A 19,341-nucleotide genomic window follows, 5' to 3' on the forward strand; every position below is an offset into this window, starting at 1 on the left:
TCTAACGCTTAAAATGTAACTACTCTATGTAAGGTAAACTAATTAAAAAAGCTATCGATAATTAAATTTATCGATAGCTTTTTAATTAATTTAAATTATCTTATTCATGTTCTATTATCCCATATCCACCATTTCTACGTTTATATACTATAGATACTTCATCTGTATCTATATTTCTAAACATATAGAAATCATGCTCTATTAATTCCATCTGTAACACCGCTTCTTCGGCACTCATAGGTTTCATATCAAACTTTTTATGTCTTTCTATTACTATATCTAAATTATCTTCATCATCGTCTTCAAAGTCAATGTCCTCATTTAATTCTACACCTTGGAATCTTATACTCTCACTATCTTGATGTCTATCTTGCAATCTATTTTTATATCTTCTTAATTGCTTATTTAATTTATCATAAACTATGTCTATAGCTGCATATAAGTTTTCTTCTATATCTTCAGCTCTAACTATTGGTCCACTTATAGGGATTATTGTTACTTCTACTTTTTGTCTTGATTTTTTAGCACTAACTGTCACTTTCACTTCTGTTTCTGGATGAAGGTAGTAGTCTAATCTTCCGATTTTCTCTTCTATCGCACCTTTAATTCCATCTGTTAGTTCCATTTGTTTTCCAGATATTATTATATTCATAAGAACATCTCCCTTCAGTTATAGCAGTATAATTAGTTATACTTTAATAAAGTATTCTACTCTGACTTATATAATCCTTTATTTTTATTGTTAACTTTTCTAAATTAATATATTCAAATAAAATAAGATTAATTTTGGGATAATCTACAAATTATATATGTGGATTAATATTAACACTATAACTGTGGATAATGTGGATAATTTTGTTAATAACTCTACTTATTGTGCATTTCAAGCTATTTTTATAATATCGACTATCCACAAATGTCTACAATAGTTGTTATTTATTTGTGAATTAGTGTCGTTTTTTAATGATTTATACAATTTTAAACATAAAATTTTTTTTTTATAAATTTATACATTTTTTTAAAAAATTCTATATTATAATTGAGGATTTTCTCCATTCATTATTTTTTTCATAGTTCTCATTGAGCACATCTTTCCACACATAGTACAGCTTTCTTTTTCAGTTGGAACAGAACTTTCTCTATATAATTTTGGTTTTTCTGGTTCTAATGATAAATTTATCATGTCTTCAAAATTTATATCTGCTCTAGCTTTGCTCATCTTGTAATCCCATTCTCTAGCTTTTGATATTCCTTTAGCTATATCAGCTGCATGCGCTGCTATTTTGGCTGCAACTATTCCTTCTTTCATATCATCTAAATCAGGTAATCTCAAGTGCTCTGCTGGAGTTACATAACATAAAAAATCTGCTCCATGCGATGCTGCTATTGCACCCCCTATAGCTGATGTTATATGGTCATATCCTGGAGCTACATCTGTTACTATTGGACCTAATACATAAAATGGAGCTTGATGACAAAGTTTCTTTTGAAGTACAATATTAGATTCAATTTCATTTATTGCCATATGTCCTGGCCCTTCTATTATAACTTGCACGTTTCTATCCCATGCTCTTTTCGTAAGCTCTCCTAAGGTTATAAGTTCTTTTATTTGACTTGCATCTGTAGAATCATTTATAGATCCCGGTCTTAAAGCATCTCCTAAAGATATAGTTATATCATATTTTTCACATATATCTAAAAGTCTATCATAATATTCATAGAAAGGATTTTCAGCATTATTAAACTCCATCCAAGCATATAAAAGTGATCCACCTCTTGAAACAATATGAGTTAATCTATTATTTCTTTTTAAGGTTTCTATCGCCTCTTTATTAAGGCCTGCATGAACAGTTATAAAATCTACGCCATCTTCTCCATGTTTTTCAACTACTTTAAAGAATTCATCAACTGTTATATCTTTTAGTTCTTTATCATAAAATCCTATAGCATCATACATTGGTACTGTTCCTATCATTGCTGTTGACATATTAATTATATTTTTTCTTAAACCTTCTGTTTTTCCATAGTTAGATAAGTCCATTATTGATTCAGCTTTCATATCTATAGCAACCCTAACTTTTTCTAATTCTTTTTCGCAACTATAACAATCCTTAGATATGCCTAAATTTACATTTATTTTAGTTTTAAGACCCTGTCCTACACCTTCTGCACTCAATGTTTTATGATTTTTATTAGCCGGAATTACTACTTTTCCACTTTTAACTAGATCAATTAATTCTTCAATTGATTTATTCTCCTTCTTAGCTACAACTATCATTTCATTAGTTACTATTCCTTTTTTAGCAGCATCCATTTGTGTTGTATAATTCATCTTTAATCCCCCTAATTCTTTAGCTATACCCTTGATTAAAGGCTTTCATATACTAAAAAAGCTATATCCCCAAATAGGAACATAGCTTAGTTTTTCTTATAAAAAATAAACAGTATATAAACAGGCTTTCCTACGCTGGTATTATCCAGATCAGGTACAAGGGTTGACTTTCATCTCTCAGCCTTTTGGCACCCCTAGCTAATATTTTATTTTACAATTACATTCTATACTTGTTTGCTCTATATCGCAATAAAATAATATTTTAAACATAAAAAAAAGCACCTATAAAGGTACTTTAGGATATTTAGCTGACCTGGTTTTTGACCCCACACTCGCCTACTGGAGGGTTCGCTTGGGTTCGCCGCACTACTAACTCTCTCGATTTTATACCGGTAGGTCTTACTTCTAAGCCGCACCATGATCATTAACCCAATTTTTAGTGTTAACTTACGTGGATCCCTTTGCCTGCGACTGGCTTGGACTTGCAACCACAGACCTAAATATCACTTTTTCTATTTTAATATTTTATGAGATATATGTCAATAGGAATTTATTCCTAACAACTAAACGTGTTAACTCCTGTTAAAAAAGTTGATACTGTTATTAAATTTACACCTTCTAATTTTAGTATCCTTGAGATCTCATTTACAGTTGCACCTGTTGTAAATATATCATCTACAAGTATTATATTTTGTTCTTCTAGATAAATCTTGTTCTTCTTTAATATAAATGCATCTCTTAACTCATCTTTTCTTTCTTTTTTTCTTAATTTATAAAGTCTTTTAGTGTTCCCTTTCCTTACTATACAATCAAGTACTGGTATATTAAATTCTTTACTTAAATACTTGGCTATCTTATACGCTTGATTAAATCCCCTTTTTTTCAATCTTGATTTATGTAAAGGCACAAATAGTATATAGTCAAAGTTTATTTCCTCTAATATTATTTTTTCCTTCATTATTGATGCTATGTATCTACTCATATAGGTTTTATTGCTATATTTAAATCCAAAAATCATTTTTTTGCTAAAATCATTATATTCTATACATGATATAGCTTTATCAAAATGAAATTCTTTACCACTACAGTAGCTACATTCATCTATATCATGTTCTTCTAAAGAGCAATTAATTATTGGCTTTCCACACTTAATACATCCATCTAGTATAAAATGAAGTTCATCAAAGCAATCCTTACACATGGAGTATGTGTTATTCTTATTTATTGGTTTGTTGCAAATTATGCAACTTATATTATTTGGGTATATAAGGTCGAGAAATATATCAGTCATACATTCATTTATGTCATTTAATTTTTTCAAATGACTATTCATTCTTACTTAACTAACACCCCTTCTTCTTTAAATTTATTGAGTTTATATGATAAATTCGAATATCTATCATTAGTTCTATTGTTTTTTATCATATACTCCAAGTATTTAACATCTCCCACTATTACTACAAGTTTTTTTGCTCTTGTAACAGCAGTATATAATAAATTTCTACTTAATAGCATAGGAGGAGCCCATGTCATAGGTATTACTACTACTGGAAATTCACTACCTTGACTTTTATGAATTGTTGTACAGAAGCTATGATCCAGTTCATCTAGTTCATCATATTTGTACTCTACTATTTTTACTTGATCAAATATTACATATACAATTCTTTTTTCTTTATCTATATGGTACACATATCCAATATCTCCATTATATATACCTTCCCCAGTTTCACTTCTATCTTCATTTTCCCATTTTTTAGTGTAGTTATTTTTAATTTGCATTACTTTATCCCCTACCCTAAAAAGTCTTTTCTGGAAATTCTCTTCAACCTTATATTTTTCAGGTTTATTAAGGTGTTTTTGAAGTTCTATATTAAGGTTAGTAACACCTAAATCCCCTTTCCTCATCGATGCTAATACTTGTATATCCTTTAACTTATCTAATTTATAAAAGTTAGGTAGCCTTTCACTAACTACACTTATAATTTCTTTTAAAATTTCTTCATTTGTATTTCTTTTTATGAAGAAAAAATCTTTATCTTTTGCGTTTAAAGATAATGGCTCTCCATTATTTATTTTATGCGCATTCACTACTATCATACTTTCTTGAGCTTGTCTAAATATTTCATTTAATCTAACAACATTTATTACGCATGATTCTATCATATCACTAAGTACATTTCCTGCTCCTACCGACGGTAGCTGGTCACTATCTCCAACTAATATAACTCGAGTTCCTGGCTTTATTGCTCTTAGCAAGCTATACATAAGTAATATATCTACCATGGAAACCTCATCTATAATTATTACATCTGCCTTTATAGGTTCCTCTTCATTTTTCATAAATTCTAATTGGTCACTATCTGTTGCAAATCCCATTTCAAGAAGCCTATGAATAGTTTTAGCTTCTTTGCTAGATGTTTCACTCATCCTTTTAGCAGCTCTTCCTGTAGGTGCTGCTAATACTACTTCTTGGCTATTATTTTCAAATATTTTAATTATTGTATTTATAGTGGTTGTCTTTCCTGTTCCTGGTCCTCCAGTTATTATAACTACACCACTTTCTATAGCTTCTTTTACTGCAAGCACTTGATTTGTTGCTAGCTTAATATTTTCCTGTTTTTCTACTACTCTAATTTCTTTATCTATATCTATATATAAATCTTTAAATTCAGCTTGAGATAATTTTATTATTTGCTTACAAACTCCATTTTCTGATACATAGTATGGTATCAAATATACCAACTTCATTCCGTTCATTTTTTCTATATGTACCTTTTGATCATATGCTAATTCCATTATACACTCTTCTATTATAGGAGGTTTTACTTCTAGAAGCTTTTTTGCTTCTTGTATTAGAATATCTTCTGGTAGGTAAGTATGTCCACTACTTAAAGATTGGTTTAAAGTATATAATATACCTTGTGATACTCTGTCCTTAGAGTCTTTCTCTATACCTATTTTACTAGCTATATTATCTGCTATTTTAAATCCTATTCCTCTTATATCTTCAGCTAATTGATAAGGATTTTTATTTATATTTTCTAGAGCTTTATTTTTATATTTTTTATATATTTTCATACAGTAGTTTGGTGTAATTCCATATGGAGATAACTCAATAATTATATTTCTAAGTTCTCGATTTTCTTCATAACTTTTAACTATCTGATCTATCTTTTTACTTCCTATTCCCTCTACTTCTTTTAGACGCTCTGGCATATTTTGAATAACATCTAAAGTATTAACTCCAAATTTGTCTATTATCCTTTTAGCCATTTTCTCGCCTATACCATGTATCATACCTGATGATAAATATACATATATACCTTCTAGTGAGTTTGGAGTAACAGGCATAAACTTATTAACTTCAAATTGAGTTCCATAAGTTTTATGATTTACCCACTTACCTTCTACCTCTATGCTTTCTCCTACTGATAATGTAGGCATACACCCAACTATTACTACCTCATTATCTGAATTTGCTAGGTGAGCTATGGTGTATCCATTTTCTTCATTTTTAAAAACTATATCACTTATCATTCCTTCTATTCGTTCCATACTGCTTCTCCTACAACCATAATATTTCTATCGTTCACTTAAGTTGTAATTATTATACCTTTTATGACAAATAAAATCACCCCTTAAAGTAGATTATATAGGCCTTTCCTATATATACTTTAAGGGGTTTAGTATTTATTTATAAATTAAATTATTGTCCTAATGCTTCTTTTCTTAATACTTCTGCTTTATCCGTTCTTTCCCATGGTAAATCTATGTCAGTTCTTCCAAAGTGTCCGTAAGCAGCTGTTTGCTTGAATATAGGTTTTCTTAAATCTAAGTCTCTTATTATCGCACCTGGTCTTAAATCAAAATGCTTATTAACTAATTCAACTAATAATTCTTCTGAAACTTTTCCAGTTCCAAAAGTATCTATAAATACAGATAATGGTCTAGCAACACCTATAGCATAAGCTAATTCTATTTCACATTTGTCAGCAAGTCCTGCAGCTACTATGTTTTTAGCTACGTATCTTGCAGCATATGCAGCAGATCTATCAACTTTTGTAGCATCTTTTCCTGAGAAAGCTCCTCCACCATGTCTTGAGTATCCACCGTAAGTATCTATTATTATCTTTCTTCCTGTAAGCCCTGTATCTCCTTGAGGCCCTCCTATAACGAATCTTCCTGTTGGGTTGATGTATATTATAGTTTCTTCATCTAATAAGTCTGCAGGTATAACAGCTTTTATAACATGATCTATTAGATCTTTTCTTATTGTTTCATTGTCAACATCTTCTCCATGTTGAGTTGATATAAGTATAGTGTGAACTCTAACTACCTTATTTCCATCGTATTCAACTGTAACTTGAGTTTTTCCATCTGGTCTTAGATAATCTAATAATCCTGACTTTCTAACTTCAGTTAATTTTCTTGCTAATTTATGAGCTAATGATATTGGTAAAGGCATTAATTCTTCTGTTTCATTACATGCAAAACCGAACATTATACCTTGGTCTCCAGCTCCTACTTTTTCTATTTCATCTTCACTTATTTCTCCAGCTCTATTTTCTAAAGCTTCATCAACACCCATTGCTATATCGCCTGATTGTTCATCTATAGATGTTATAACTGCGCAAGTATCACAGTCAAATCCATATTTAGCTCTATCATATCCTATACCTCTAACTGTTTCTCTAACTAATTTAGGTATATCAACATAAGTTTTTGTGCTTATCTCTCCTGCAACTAAAACTAATCCTGTAGTAACTGTTGTTTCACACGCTACTCTTGATAAAGGATCCTTTTCTAATAATGCATCTAGTATAGCATCTGATATTTGGTCACAGATTTTATCTGGATGCCCTTCTGTTACTGATTCTGATGTAAATAAATGTCTTGCCATCTTTGCTTCCTCCTTAAATTTGGTAGATTCCCTCGCTTATTATAATTACGAAAAATCATTTTTTTATACTTTTTACTGGTAATTTTTTAATAACCTATTTAAGAACTTAGTATATTTTAAGAGGTCACGGTTTAGTTATTTATTGTTGAATTAAAAAAACCTCTCCTTTTTATAAGAAGAGGTTAATTATATATATCAATACGCTAATTAACTAACCTCATCTCTCAAAACCATATGGTTTTGTAGGATTTAGCACCTTTTCCCAAATATGGGTGGTTGCTGGGCTTCACAGGGCCTATCCCTCCGCCGCTCTTGATAAGGTAATCAAGAAAGTTATTAAGTTCTTTTTATTATATGTTCTTTACAATTTACATCTTACTATGTTTTTAAAACGTTGTCAACAAAATTATTATTTTTTTAGTTTAATATTTTTATATATAAGATTTTGTACTTCAGAATAACAAGTTCAAAACATGTATTTTCTTATTTTTTTATTTGTTAATTTTATATAAACAGTATCCTATCTTAACTTAATTTCATATTATAACTTATCTACTTTAATATAGGTCTTTTTCAGGCCAAAATTTCATATATTTCTTTTGAAGGGGGTGTTCCTATGTATTTAGCCAAGGTAAATTATAAAAAAGAGAATGTCGTACAAATATTAAGTTCAGTCCTTAAAGATTTAGTTGATGAAAATACAGTTGTGGTTTGTATAGGAACAGATCGGGCTATAGGTGATGCTCTTGGCCCTTTAGTTGGTACCATGTTAAAGAATAGTGACTTTAAGTTTCCTGTTTACGGCACACTAGATAATCCTATTCATGCTTTGAATATTTATGAATCTATTGAACATATAAAAAATACTCATCCTAAAGGAAATTTCTTGGCTATAGATGCATGCTTGGGATCCAAAAGTAGTATAGGCAATGTACAAATTAGAAAAGGTCCTATTCTTCCTGGAAAAGGAGTAGGAAAAAAGCTCCCTCAAATAGGAAATCATTCTATAGTAGGGATTGTAGATAAAATAGATGAAAATAATAGATTTTCTTTTAACAATGTAAGGCTTAGCTTTATTATAGAGCTTGCTGAAATAATTTCATTATCTCTATTACTTTCTACCTGATTTCCTATTTTAAAAGAATTATCTCGCACTTCATCCTTACATAAAACGCTACTAGTTGTGCGAGCTTTTTCTATCTATCAATTTTAATCTTTGGCTACTTATGTATGTTAATTTTATTTTATCAAATAAAAAAAGTCCTATTTCTAGGACTTTTTTTATTACTTTTCCACAAGGGCAAACATTAATTCTCCGCTACAAGCTAACTCTTCTCCAACAAAAGCTTTAGCTGTAGCTTTTCCAATGTTTCGTCTTACAGATGTCATCTCTACTTCCATAGTTAATATATCCCCTGGTCTTACTTCTTTTTTGAATCTTACTTTGTCAATACCTGCAAATACACCTAATTTGCCTCTATTTTCTTCTATAGACATCATAGCTACACATCCTACTTGAGCCATTGCTTCTATTATTAATACACCTGGCATTATAGGGTATTCTGGAAAATGACCTTGGAAAAATGGTTCATTTACTGTTACATTTTTTATACCTACGGCTCTTTTCCCAGCATCTAATTCTATTACTTTATCCACTAATAAAAATGGATATCTATGTGGTATTAATTCCTTTATTTGATCTATATTTAACATAAAAATACCTCCTTATTATCTTCTTTTGAAGGTACCTCCTGTTTCAAGCATATCTAAAGAACCTAGTGCACTACCTGTACCTTTAGCTACACAAGACATTGGTTCATTTGCAACAATAACCTTTATTCCTGTTCTTTCTTCGATTCTTGTATTTAATCCATATAACAATGAACCTCCACCTGTCATTATTATTCCTGCATCACTTATATCAGCAGCTAATTCAGGTGGCGTTTTTTCTAATACTGCAAGTGTAGTAAGCACTATTTGTTCTGCACATTCATCAAGTGCTTCTAGCATTTCAGAAGAATTTATTATTATAGATTCTGGTAACCCTGTAACTAAGTTTCTACCGCTTATTTTCATACTTTTTTCTTCTTTTCTTTTATATGCAGTTCCTATTTCTACCTTTATCTTTTCCGCACTTCTTTCTCCGATAAGAAGATTATGTTGCTTTCTCATATATCTTACTATAGCTTCATCAAATCTATCTCCTCCAACTTTTATAGATTCACTAACTACAGATCCACCTAATGATATTACAGCTATATCAGCTGTACCTCCACCGATATCTATAACCATGCTACCATTAGGTTTAGATATATCTACTCCAGCTCCTATAGCTGCTGCTATTGGTTCTTCAATTATATATACCTCTCTTGCACCAGCTTGGCGTGTAGCTTCTTCTACCGCTCTTTTTTCTACTTCTGTAACACCAGTAGGAACACATACCATTATTCTTGGCATAAAGAATCTCCCAAATCCTTTTTTATCCACCACTTTATTTACGAAATAGTTAAGCATTTTCTCAGTTACATTATAGTCAGATATAACACCATCTCTTAATGGCCTTATAGCAACAATATTCCCAGGCGTCCTACCTATCATCTTTCTAGCTTCTTCTCCTACAGCTAAGACAGAATTAGTTCTTTTTTCTATTGCTACAACAGAAGGCTCTTCTAATACTATTCCTTTTCCATCTACGTATACAAGTACATTTGCTGTTCCCAAGTCTATACCTATATCAGCTCTCGCCATTTTTACAACTCCTTTTGTTTCATATTTTATATTTAAACGATTCATTATTTTTTTGCAAAACACTCCTATAATACAAAATATACAAAAACAGAGTTTTAGTCAAGAACAATATAAAAAAATGTAGGTTTTAACCTACATCTTTTTTTATATCTTTCTCATATTTAAGCTTAGTAGCCATTCCTCCTCTTATGTGTCTTTCAGATTTATTCTTTTCTAAAACCATTTTAACTTCCTTAGCTAAAGATGGATTTATTTCTTCTAATCGTTCTGTTACATCTTTGTGAATAGTACTTTTACTCACTCCAAATGTTTTCGCTGTTTGGCGCACAGTGGTATTTTTTTCTAGTATATATTTTGCTACAACGATTGCTCGTTCCTCTATATGAGATCTCAAAACTTCCCCTCCTCACATACTCGCCTTAATCATATATATGTGAGAATTTCAAAAAATATAACAGACTTAATCAAATTTGATTAAGTCTAATTATTTTTATTTAATTAAGCTCATAGGATTCATAGAGCTATTTCCCTTATACGCTTCTACATGTACATGTTGACCATCTTTTCCCTCTACCATAGAAGTATTTCCAACTGTACCTAGAACTTGACCTACTTCAACCTGTTGATCTTTTTTTACATTTATTTTTTCACTTAAATTAGAGTAAACTACAGTAATATCATTATCACTTTTAACTTTTACTGACATACCTTGTTCATCATCTTTAAATACATCTATAATTTTCCCAGCTAATAAAGATTTAATTTCTTGGCCTTTTAATGTACTAACATCTAATCCTTTATGTACTTCCCATAAATTTAATGTTTTTGAGTAAGTAGGCTCTTTATCAGAATATTCTCTAACTACTTTTTCTCCTAAAAAATTAAGTTTCGATTCGTCTTTTTTATTTGCTTGTTGCTCTTTTTCTTTAGCCTTAGCCTTTTCTAGATTATCCTTTGATTCTGTTGTTGTAGGAACAGCAGCATCATTATCTTTTTGTATTAAGTTTACTTCGTCATCATTTTTACTTTCATCAGTCTTATTTACAAATCCGTTGTTAGAAGCTAATTCATCTACATTATTTTTTGTAAACCAAACTCCGCCAACAGCTACTAAGCAAACACATGCAAACAATGCTAAATAAAAACCATCTTTTTCTAATAGCTTTTTCTTCATACAGCACCTCCAAATATATTTATGTATTTATATTGTTGTCCTAATTTCTATTTTTATACAATTTTGTATATATTTTATAAATAAATATTTGTATAAATAACTATTATTTAATATATTTTTTATGCTGGTTTGCAAAATAAAAAAGTCTTCCTTGAAGATCTTATAAGGTTGACTTTTTTGAAATACATATACACAAATTATACTTATCCTTAATTTTAACATGAGTATAATTTCCTATGTATTATAAAAAACTCTATAACCTTAATTAATAAATAGATTATAGAGTAATATTTTTTAATATAAATCTTTTATTGTTGTTCCTGTATAATAATGAGATAGGATTTCATGGTATTTGTAACCCTCTTGAGCCATTCCCTCTGCACCCCATTGGCTCATTCCAACTCCATGGCCATAACCTTTAACAAATATATCTACATAGTTATCTTTAAATGCTAAATCAAAATTAGCTGAATTAAGATTCAAAATCTTTCTTACATCTGTACCTTTTATTTGCTTATTACCTACTTTAATACTTTCTACAGATCCACCATCACTTTTGTCTATTATTTTCACCTGATTACTCAAGTTATCTTCGTTAATCTTCATATCACTATATCCTACTTTAAATGCATGTACAAAGTCTTTATTGCTCATTTTTAATGCTGATGTATACTTTGGTGAATAATTTTTATCATATGGGCTGTCAACTGATTTTAAATATGGATAGGATTGTGCGAATACTTCTTCACTATTTTCAGTTTTTCCTGATGAAGTTGAAAAGTATAATGTAAGTATAGGCTCATCATTATAAGTTATAATATGGCCTTTTGTTTCTTTAACTGCTTGTTGTATTTTAGAGTAAGAATTTTTCATCCATTTCTCACCATTTTTTTTCTTTAAATATTCATAACTTTTATATTCTTGGCAATGTTTGAAGTCTGTACATACTACTGCATTTGGATGTTTACTTTGTTTTCCTTGTTTTTCTTTGTACATAACAAAAGTTCTAGCCGCTACAGCTTGAGCTTTTAATGCCTCTAGATTAAAATCTGCTGACATTTCTCCTGCTAATACACCACATAAATATTCCTCTATATCCATTTGTTGAACTTTACCTATATTATGATTATAAACATTTATTACTGGTGATTTTTTATCTACCGTTTCGTAATTTACTATTTGTTTTGTCTTTCTCTTTATTGTTTCCACAATAGGTTTTGAATTTACCTTAGGTGTTGCTTCTATATCATCATAAGATACTACACTTATTAATATTGGTATACTTATAGAGCATGCAACTATTGTTACTAAAACAGCTAAAGGGTTCTTCATATACTTTTCCTCCTTAGTTTAAATCTTTGTCCTTAAAGTATATGAACAACCCTGTTGTTTTAGACTAGTATTTTTGTTATTAATCTTCTACTATCTTTATATTTCCACCTAATGCAGTTATCTTCTTATCTATATCAACATAACCTCTTTGTATGTGGTATATTTCTCCTATTTGAGTTTCTCCTTCAGCTATAAGACCACATAATATAAGTGCAGCCCCTGCTCTTAAATCTGTTGCATTTACCTTAGCTCCATGTAGCTTGTTTACACCATTAACTACAGCACTCTTGCCTTCTATTTTTATGTTAGCTCCCATTCTATTGAACTCAGCAACATGCATAAATCTATTTTCAAATACAGTTTCTGTAACTACTCCCGATCCATTCGATACTGTAAGCATAGCCATAAACTGAGCTTGAACATCCGTAGGGAATCCTGGATGTGGTAAAGTTTTTATATCAATTGGCTTTAATACTTCTGGTCCTATGACTCTTACTGAATCATTTTCCATTTCTATTATTTCACAACCAGCTTCTTTTAACTTAGCTACTACTGGCTTTAAATGATCCATTATTACATTTTCTATAACTATATCACCTTTTGTCATAGCTGCTGCAACCATATAAGTAGCTGCTTCTATTCTATCAGGTATTACATTATGCTCTGCACCTCTTAATTCCTTAACACCTTGTATTTTTATAGTGTTCGTTCCTGCACCTTTTATATTAGCTCCCATTTCATTTAAGAAATTAGCTAAATCTACTATCTCTGGCTCTTCTGCTGCATTCTCTATTATAGTCGTTCCTTCTGCAAGTGCAGCTGCCATCATTATATTTTCAGTTGCTCCAACTGATGGGAAATCTAAATATAATTTAGCTCCTGTTAATTTCTTAGTTGTAGCTTCTACAAATCCATGATCCATTTCTACTGTAGCACCTAAGTATTTAAATCCTTTTAAATGTAAATCTATAGGTCTTGTTCCTATAGCACATCCTCCTGGCATAGATATCTTAGTATGTTTAAATCTTGCAAGTAATGGACCCATTACTAAGAAAGATGCTCTCATCTTTCTAACTAATTCATATGGTGCTTCGCAAGTAGTTATATTACTGGCATCTACTGTTAACGTATTATCTTTATACTCTACTTCTGCTCCTACATGTCTTAATAAATCTGATATAACGTGTACATCTCTTAAGTTAGGAACTCCTCTTAATGTTGATTTTCCATTTGCTAATAAAGTTGCTGCTATTATTGGTAATACTGCATTTTTTGCTCCATCTATTTTAACACTACCTTTAAGTGGATTACTCTTTTTTACTAATATCTTTGGCATCTTACTAATCTCTCCTCGTTAATTAATAATCTAATTTTATGATTGGCGTAGCGATATATATAAGAGTTTTATCTTCATCTTCGCTATACCTCATTCCTATATTCAAATTAATCTTATTTCCTAAATATTCTAAATAATTTTCGCTTAAAATCTTGCTATACGCTGTTATTGAGACAAAATTCTCTTCCTCAATTCTATCTATTTCTTCAGCATTCATATTATATAATATTTTTTCTAAAATATCATCATATTTATTTATTTGTAACTTTTTTGTGTACTCTCCTGATATACATGTATTTATATCAACCTGAGGTGTATGCTTCTTTAAAGTCTCCTCAAGAATCGTATAAATGTCCACTATACTTTTATATACTTTATTCTCCAATATGTCAACTATTACATAAGACTCTTTTTCATTTTTCTTAATGCAAATTATGGAAACATTTCTTTCGTCAGATTTTATCTGTGCATAGATTTGATTTTCCTGTTTGTTTTTACTTTCTTCCCACTTAATATTACTTTCTTCTAAGCCTAAATTGTTGACGATTTCTATACAAATATCCCTCATTTGAGTTTTAGATATATTATAATCTATGACTGCATTTGCTTTTATATTATAAAACTTAAAATCAGCATGTGTATTATTGAAAGTTTCTATTAATTTGTAATATTCATTATTAGATTTTATATCTGCATAAGATATTAGCATTCCCATTAACATAAGTACTATAAAACTTATTATTATCTTGAATGTTTTCATAAAAAAGTCCCCCTTAAATTATATCGTATTCATAACTGAATTATTGACAAATTTAAGAAGGATATACTCTATATTACAGTAGTATTAAATTTTATATATTATGATTTTTTTTACTTAATAGTTCTTTTTCAAATTTTTCTATACCTAATCTATCTATAACCTTGCAGATTCTTTCTTCAGGATTGGCTAAATCTTTATAAGTTTCTAATATATCTTGAACTATTTCTACGATTTCAGATTCTTGATATAAATTGGTTAATCTGTCACCAAATCTATATCCTCTACCCATTCTTCCTCCAAGATATATGGCCATACCCTTTTCTTTCACTTCCATTGCACCGAACGGACAAACTTGTGCACATTTTCCACAGTTTACACATTCATCTTTATTCCAAACTAGCTTTTTATCAACAAGCTTTACAGATTTTTGTCTACATGACTTAGTACATAGACCACAATTTTTACATTTGTCTTCATCGAACTCTACATAAACTTGACCAACTATTCCTATATCATTTGTGTTCGCTTTCGCACAATTGTTTGGACAGCCAACTAATGTTATTTTAGTTTTTGCTGGTAAATCATATGCAAAATATTTATCATGTAACTTCCCACATAAATCTTGAGTATCATAAATTCCATGCTGACATACAGTTCCTTTGCATGCAACTAGTGGTCTAACTTTTTTTCCAGTTCCCCCATGAGCTAAATTAGCATCTTTTAAATCCATTTTTATATTATCAATATCCTCATACTTTATCCAAGGTATTTCTACTGCCAATCTAGTTGTAACACCTAAGTATCCTTTGCCATATTTTTGTGACAATCTAGCTAGTTCTGTTAGTTGTTCTGCTGTAAAATTCCCTGCTCTGCTTAAAATTCTAATTGAAAAGTATCCTTTTTGCTTTTGAGCTAATATCCCTTCTGATTTTAAATTTGCTATTTCTTGTTTGCTTATCATCATATCCTCACCCTTTTCCAATATATGTATATATTTATAGGTTATCATAATTAATAATAAGCATCTATCAAATTTGCGAATTCTATATATTGTATATTTTTATGAATATCATTACTTTTTTTAATGATTAAATAGCAATTTATTCTTAATATTTATAATTCAAATAAGCCATGCATTAAAAATACATGGCTATAATTTCTATATTTATTATTCAACTGTTACTGATTTAGCTAAGTTTCTTGGCTTATCTACATCACAACCTCTTTCAACTGCAACATAGTAAGATAATAATTGAAGTGGTAAAACTGTTAATATACTTGATAATATATCATCTACATTTGGTATATATATTACCTTATCAGCAGCTTTTTCTACCTCTTTATTCTTCTCTTGAGCAACAGCTATAACATATGCTCCTCTAGCTTTAACTTCTTCCATGTTAGATACCATTTTTTCAAATAGCTCTTCTTGAGTAGCTATTGCTATTACTGGAGTTCCTTTTTCTATTAATGCTATTGTTCCATGCTTTAATTCTCCAGCAGCAAATGCTTCTGCATGTATATAAGAGATTTCTTTTATCTTTAAAGCACCTTCCATAGCTAAGTTATAGTCTAATCCTCTACCTAAATAGAATGAGCTACTTGCTTCTTTTAAAGTCTTAGCAACATCTTCTTTTATATAAGTTTCTTGTTCTAGAGCTTTTTCTACTTTTTCAGGCATTTCTTTTAATTTTTCTATCATGTCGTTGTAGAATTCTCTAGTTATAGTACCTTTCTTTATAGCAAAGTCTAAAGCTATCATGTAGAATGATACTAATTGAGTTGTATAAGCCTTAGTTGATGCAACTGATATTTCTGGTCCTGCCCATGTATAGAATACATCATCAGACTCTCTAGCTATTGAAGAACCTACAACGTTAGTTACAGATAATATTCTAGCTCCTCTTTCTTTAGCATATCTTAAAGATGCTAAAGTATCTGCTGTTTCTCCTGATTGGCTTACTAGTATTAATAAAGTATTTTCATCTACAAATGGATCTCTGTATCTGAATTCTGACGCTATATCAGTTATTACTGGTATCTTAGCAAATTTTTCTATAGCAAATTTGCCTACAAGGCCTGCATGATATGCAGTACCACATGCTACTATATATACTTTATTTATTTTTTCTAAGTCTTCCTTAGTCATTTTTATATCATCTAATTGGATTTCTCCATTGTCATTTAATCTTCTTATTAATGTTTCCTTAACACCATTTGGTTGCTCATATATTTCCTTTAACATGAAATGCTCATATCCACCTTTAGATGCAGCTTCAACATCCCAAGTTATTTCTGTTACTTCTTTTGAAACAACTTCTCTATTTTCATTTAATACAGTTAATTTGTCTCCTACCATGTGAACAAATTCTCCGTTTTCTAAGAAGTATACATTTCTAGTATATTTTAATATTGCCGGTATATCTGATGCTATAAAGTTTTCACCCTCACCTAAACCAACAACTAATGGACTATCTTTTCTTACAGCAACTAACTCATTATTGTTATCCTTGCATACAACACCTAATGCATATGCTCCTCTTAATCTTTCAGTAGCTTTATATACAGCATCTAATAAGTTTCCTTCATAGTATTTATCTACTAAATGAGCAACTACTTCTGTATCTGTTTGAGATAAAAATACAACACCTTCAGCTTGTAGTTCTTCTTTTAATTCCATGTAGTTTTCTATTATACCATTGTGAACAACAGCTATTGTTCTATCCATGTTAAAATGAGGATGTGAATTAACATCAGATGGTTCTCCATGAGTTGCCCATCTAGTATGCCCTATACCTAATCCACCATTTATAGGATTTTTTTCTAAATCTTCAGCTAATATTGCTAATCTTCCTTTAAACTTTCTTATTTCTAATTCATTTCCAATGTTAACTGCAACACCAGCAGAGTCATATCCTCTGTATTCTAATTTTGAAAGTCCTTCTACTAAAACTTCTGTTGCTTGTCTATGTCCTAAATATCCAACTATTCCACACATATTTAATTCCTCCTAAAAATATTATTATTTTATATATTTTTAGAGTTAGGTCATATTTACATAAACTTCCCTTTGTCCACAGAATTACTTCTATGTTTTAAGCAAGTTCTAACGATGGTAAATACACCGCAGAGCATCCGCCGATAATTCGATAAACTCTGACCTCGTCAACTCAGTACTCTTTCTTTAATTATCTTACATAATTACTAAGTTCTGGCGCTTATAAGTGAATACTAATATTATTTTTAGTATCCACTTTTAAATTACGATAGTTTTTCTTGTATAAGATTAGCTAAATTAGTTGCTAATTCTTTTATTTGACCTTCCTCTTTACCCTCTAGCATAACTCTTACTAATGGTTCTGTGCCTGATGGTCTTATTAATACCCTTCCACATCCATCTAATAAGCTTTCTATTCTTTCAATTTCATTCTTTATTTCTGGATACTCCATGTATCTATTCTTATTTTCATTTTTTATTCTAGCATTAACTAATACTTGTGGGTATTGAGTCATTACTGCAGCAAGATTTGATAATTTTTTATTTTCTTCTAATACTATTCTTGAAAGTACTAGTGAACTTAAAACACCATCACCTGTTGTATTGTAATCTAAGAATATCATGTGGCCTGATTGTTCTCCACCTAAGTTGTATCCTTTATCTTTCATTTCTTCTAATACATATCTATCTCCTACAGCAGTTGTAGCTAGCTTTATACCGTGCTCTTTTGCTGCTATAGTAAGTCCTATATTACTCATTACTGTAACTACTAATGTATCTTGTGCTAACTCTTTTTTCTTATTTAAATGTATAGCACTTAATATCATTATATGGTCTCCGTCAACAATGTTTCCATTTTCATCGACAGCAATTAATCTATCTGCATCACCATCATATGCAAGACCTAAATCAGCTTTGTGCGCCAGAACAGCTTCTTGTAGTTTTTGCGGATGTGTAGACCCACACTTATCATTTATATTATTACCATCTGGCTCACTATTTATAGTAATTACACTTGCACCTAATTCATCAAATACTATTGGCGCAACTTTATATGATGCTCCATTTGCACAATCTAAGACTACTTTTAATCCTTTAAAATCTACATTTATTATAGACTTTAAGTAATCTATATATTCTCTTTGTGCATCATGCATGTGTATTTTTCTTCCAACTTTTTCTCCTACTGGATGATAATCTACCTTTTCTATATTATCGATATAGTCTTCTATATTTAACTCAACTTCATCAGGTAATTTATAACCTTCGCTATTGAAGAATTTTATACCATTATATTCTACTGGATTATGAGATGCTGATATAACAACTCCACAGTCTGCTTCATATTTTTTTGTTAGATATGCTACTGCAGGTGTTGGAACTACTCCAACAGTTATAACATCACATCCAACAGACATAAGCCCTGCCGTTAACGCAGCTTCTAGCATATCTCCAGATATTCTCGTATCTTTACCTACTACTACTTTGACTTTTTCTTTCCCTTGAGCTAAAACAAATCCGCCTGCTCTACCTAATTTATATGCTAAATCGCAAGTAAGCTCTGTATTAGCTATGCCTCTTACTCCATCAGTTCCAAAATATTTTCTCATTAAAAATCTCCTTTCATGAAGAAAAGCTTATCAAATTATAATATGTTATTATATACATATAAGTGTCCTTAATTCTCTACTTTATTTCATAAAACTCTTTTAAATATTAACATATCCATAAAGACATTTTAATATATATAACTAAAAA

The 19,341-nt window shown here is 30.2% G+C and carries 16 protein-coding genes and 2 riboswitches; of the genes, 1 reads left to right on the forward strand and 15 read right to left on the reverse strand.

What is annotated here, in order from left to right; translation table 11 throughout:
• Positions 1 to 100: 100 nt before the first annotated feature.
• From hpf to metK, 5 genes are all read right to left on the reverse strand, one after another.
• On the reverse strand, positions 101 to 652 hold the full coding sequence (hpf, locus tag NWE74_RS10755) for a ribosome hibernation-promoting factor, HPF/YfiA family (protein WP_258243171.1): 552 nt from the start codon (positions 650 to 652) through the stop codon (positions 101 to 103).
• Between the two features lie 381 nt (positions 653 to 1,033).
• On the reverse strand, positions 1,034 to 2,332 hold the full coding sequence (gene thiC, locus NWE74_RS10760) for a phosphomethylpyrimidine synthase ThiC (RefSeq protein WP_258243172.1): 1,299 nt from the start codon (positions 2,330 to 2,332) through the stop codon (positions 1,034 to 1,036).
• A gap of 110 nt (positions 2,333 to 2,442) precedes the next feature.
• Positions 2,443 to 2,538, reverse strand: a riboswitch (TPP riboswitch).
• A gap of 350 nt (positions 2,539 to 2,888) precedes the next feature.
• On the reverse strand, positions 2,889 to 3,665 hold the full coding sequence (locus NWE74_RS10765; RefSeq protein ID WP_258243173.1) for a ComF family protein: 777 nt from the start codon (positions 3,663 to 3,665) through the stop codon (positions 2,889 to 2,891).
• A 2-nt stretch (positions 3,666 to 3,667) separates the two neighbouring features.
• Positions 3,668 to 5,890 carry an ATP-dependent RecD-like DNA helicase gene (locus NWE74_RS10770; RefSeq protein WP_258243174.1) on the reverse strand — a complete coding sequence of 741 codons (2,223 nt, stop codon included), beginning with the start codon at positions 5,888 to 5,890 and terminating at the stop codon, positions 3,668 to 3,670.
• Between the two features lie 151 nt (positions 5,891 to 6,041).
• Positions 6,042 to 7,235 (reverse strand): methionine adenosyltransferase, encoded by a 1,194-nt coding sequence (metK, locus tag NWE74_RS10775; RefSeq protein WP_258243176.1) that lies wholly within the window; start codon positions 7,233 to 7,235, stop codon positions 6,042 to 6,044.
• A gap of 214 nt (positions 7,236 to 7,449) precedes the next feature.
• Positions 7,450 to 7,557, reverse strand: a riboswitch (SAM riboswitch).
• Between the two features lie 294 nt (positions 7,558 to 7,851).
• Here metK and yyaC point away from each other — a divergent pair.
• Positions 7,852 to 8,361 (forward strand): spore protease YyaC, encoded by a 510-nt coding sequence (yyaC, locus tag NWE74_RS10780; RefSeq protein ID WP_258243177.1) that lies wholly within the window; start codon positions 7,852 to 7,854, stop codon positions 8,359 to 8,361.
• Positions 8,362 to 8,519: 158 nt separating this feature from the next.
• Here yyaC and fabZ read toward each other — a convergent pair whose 3' ends face one another.
• From fabZ to glmM, 10 genes are all read right to left on the reverse strand, one after another.
• On the reverse strand, positions 8,520 to 8,948 hold the full coding sequence (fabZ, locus tag NWE74_RS10785) for a 3-hydroxyacyl-ACP dehydratase FabZ (protein ID WP_258243178.1): 429 nt from the start codon (positions 8,946 to 8,948) through the stop codon (positions 8,520 to 8,522).
• Positions 8,949 to 8,963: 15 nt separating this feature from the next.
• On the reverse strand, positions 8,964 to 9,983 hold the full coding sequence (gene mreB, locus NWE74_RS10790; protein ID WP_258243179.1) for a rod shape-determining protein MreB: 1,020 nt from the start codon (positions 9,981 to 9,983) through the stop codon (positions 8,964 to 8,966).
• Positions 9,984 to 10,110: 127 nt separating this feature from the next.
• On the reverse strand, positions 10,111 to 10,377 hold the full coding sequence (gene spoIIID, locus NWE74_RS10795) for a sporulation transcriptional regulator SpoIIID (protein WP_026899919.1): 267 nt from the start codon (positions 10,375 to 10,377) through the stop codon (positions 10,111 to 10,113).
• A 96-nt stretch (positions 10,378 to 10,473) separates the two neighbouring features.
• Entirely contained in the window at positions 10,474 to 11,157 is a 684-nt protein-coding gene (locus tag NWE74_RS10800; RefSeq protein WP_258243180.1) for a peptidoglycan DD-metalloendopeptidase family protein, read from the reverse strand.
• 294 nt (positions 11,158 to 11,451) lie between these two features.
• A complete protein-coding gene (gene spoIID, locus NWE74_RS10805) occupies positions 11,452 to 12,489 on the reverse strand; it encodes a stage II sporulation protein D (RefSeq protein WP_258243181.1) in 1,038 nt (345 codons plus the stop codon).
• A 79-nt stretch (positions 12,490 to 12,568) separates the two neighbouring features.
• Complete coding sequence (gene murA, locus NWE74_RS10810) at positions 12,569 to 13,825, reverse strand: UDP-N-acetylglucosamine 1-carboxyvinyltransferase (protein WP_258243182.1); 1,257 nt, start codon at positions 13,823 to 13,825, stop codon at positions 12,569 to 12,571.
• Between the two features lie 22 nt (positions 13,826 to 13,847).
• Positions 13,848 to 14,585, reverse strand: coding sequence for a YwmB family TATA-box binding protein (locus NWE74_RS10815; protein ID WP_258243183.1), 738 nt, complete (start codon positions 14,583 to 14,585; stop codon positions 13,848 to 13,850).
• A 91-nt stretch (positions 14,586 to 14,676) separates the two neighbouring features.
• On the reverse strand, positions 14,677 to 15,549 hold the full coding sequence (locus tag NWE74_RS10820; protein ID WP_258243184.1) for a 4Fe-4S binding protein: 873 nt from the start codon (positions 15,547 to 15,549) through the stop codon (positions 14,677 to 14,679).
• Positions 15,550 to 15,753: 204 nt separating this feature from the next.
• On the reverse strand, positions 15,754 to 17,583 hold the full coding sequence (gene glmS / locus NWE74_RS10825; protein ID WP_258243185.1) for a glutamine--fructose-6-phosphate transaminase (isomerizing): 1,830 nt from the start codon (positions 17,581 to 17,583) through the stop codon (positions 15,754 to 15,756).
• A gap of 263 nt (positions 17,584 to 17,846) precedes the next feature.
• Complete coding sequence (gene glmM, locus NWE74_RS10830) at positions 17,847 to 19,193, reverse strand: phosphoglucosamine mutase (protein WP_258243186.1); 1,347 nt, start codon at positions 19,191 to 19,193, stop codon at positions 17,847 to 17,849.
• Between the last annotated feature and the right edge of the window lie 148 nt (positions 19,194 to 19,341).

It is taken from the genome of Romboutsia lituseburensis, assembly GCF_024723825.1.
Lineage (GTDB): Bacteria > Bacillota > Clostridia > Peptostreptococcales > Peptostreptococcaceae > Romboutsia_F > Romboutsia_F lituseburensis_A.

Bases quoted from the DNA above. Each gene is read 5' to 3' on its own strand.
- hpf (WP_258243171.1), bottom strand. From the start codon at position 652: ATGAATATAATAATATCTGGAAAACAAATGGAACTAACAGATGGAATT.
- thiC (WP_258243172.1), bottom strand. From the start codon at position 2,332: ATGAATTATACAACACAAATGGATGCTGCTAAAAAAGGAATAGTAACT.
- NWE74_RS10765 (WP_258243173.1), bottom strand. From the start codon at position 3,665: ATGAATAGTCATTTGAAAAAATTAAATGACATAAATGAATGTATGACT.
- NWE74_RS10770 (WP_258243174.1), bottom strand. From the start codon at position 5,890: ATGGAACGAATAGAAGGAATGATAAGTGATATAGTTTTTAAAAATGAA.
- metK (WP_258243176.1), bottom strand. From the start codon at position 7,235: ATGGCAAGACATTTATTTACATCAGAATCAGTAACAGAAGGGCATCCA.
- yyaC (WP_258243177.1), top strand. From the start codon at position 7,852: ATGTATTTAGCCAAGGTAAATTATAAAAAAGAGAATGTCGTACAAATA.
- fabZ (WP_258243178.1), bottom strand. From the start codon at position 8,948: ATGTTAAATATAGATCAAATAAAGGAATTAATACCACATAGATATCCA.
- mreB (WP_258243179.1), bottom strand. From the start codon at position 9,983: ATGGCGAGAGCTGATATAGGTATAGACTTGGGAACAGCAAATGTACTT.
- NWE74_RS10800 (WP_258243180.1), bottom strand. From the start codon at position 11,157: ATGAAGAAAAAGCTATTAGAAAAAGATGGTTTTTATTTAGCATTGTTT.
- spoIID (WP_258243181.1), bottom strand. From the start codon at position 12,489: ATGAAGAACCCTTTAGCTGTTTTAGTAACAATAGTTGCATGCTCTATA.
- murA (WP_258243182.1), bottom strand. From the start codon at position 13,825: ATGCCAAAGATATTAGTAAAAAAGAGTAATCCACTTAAAGGTAGTGTT.
- NWE74_RS10815 (WP_258243183.1), bottom strand. From the start codon at position 14,585: ATGAAAACATTCAAGATAATAATAAGTTTTATAGTACTTATGTTAATG.
- NWE74_RS10820 (WP_258243184.1), bottom strand. From the start codon at position 15,549: ATGATGATAAGCAAACAAGAAATAGCAAATTTAAAATCAGAAGGGATA.
- glmS (WP_258243185.1), bottom strand. From the start codon at position 17,583: ATGTGTGGAATAGTTGGATATTTAGGACATAGACAAGCAACAGAAGTT.
- glmM (WP_258243186.1), bottom strand. From the start codon at position 19,193: ATGAGAAAATATTTTGGAACTGATGGAGTAAGAGGCATAGCTAATACA.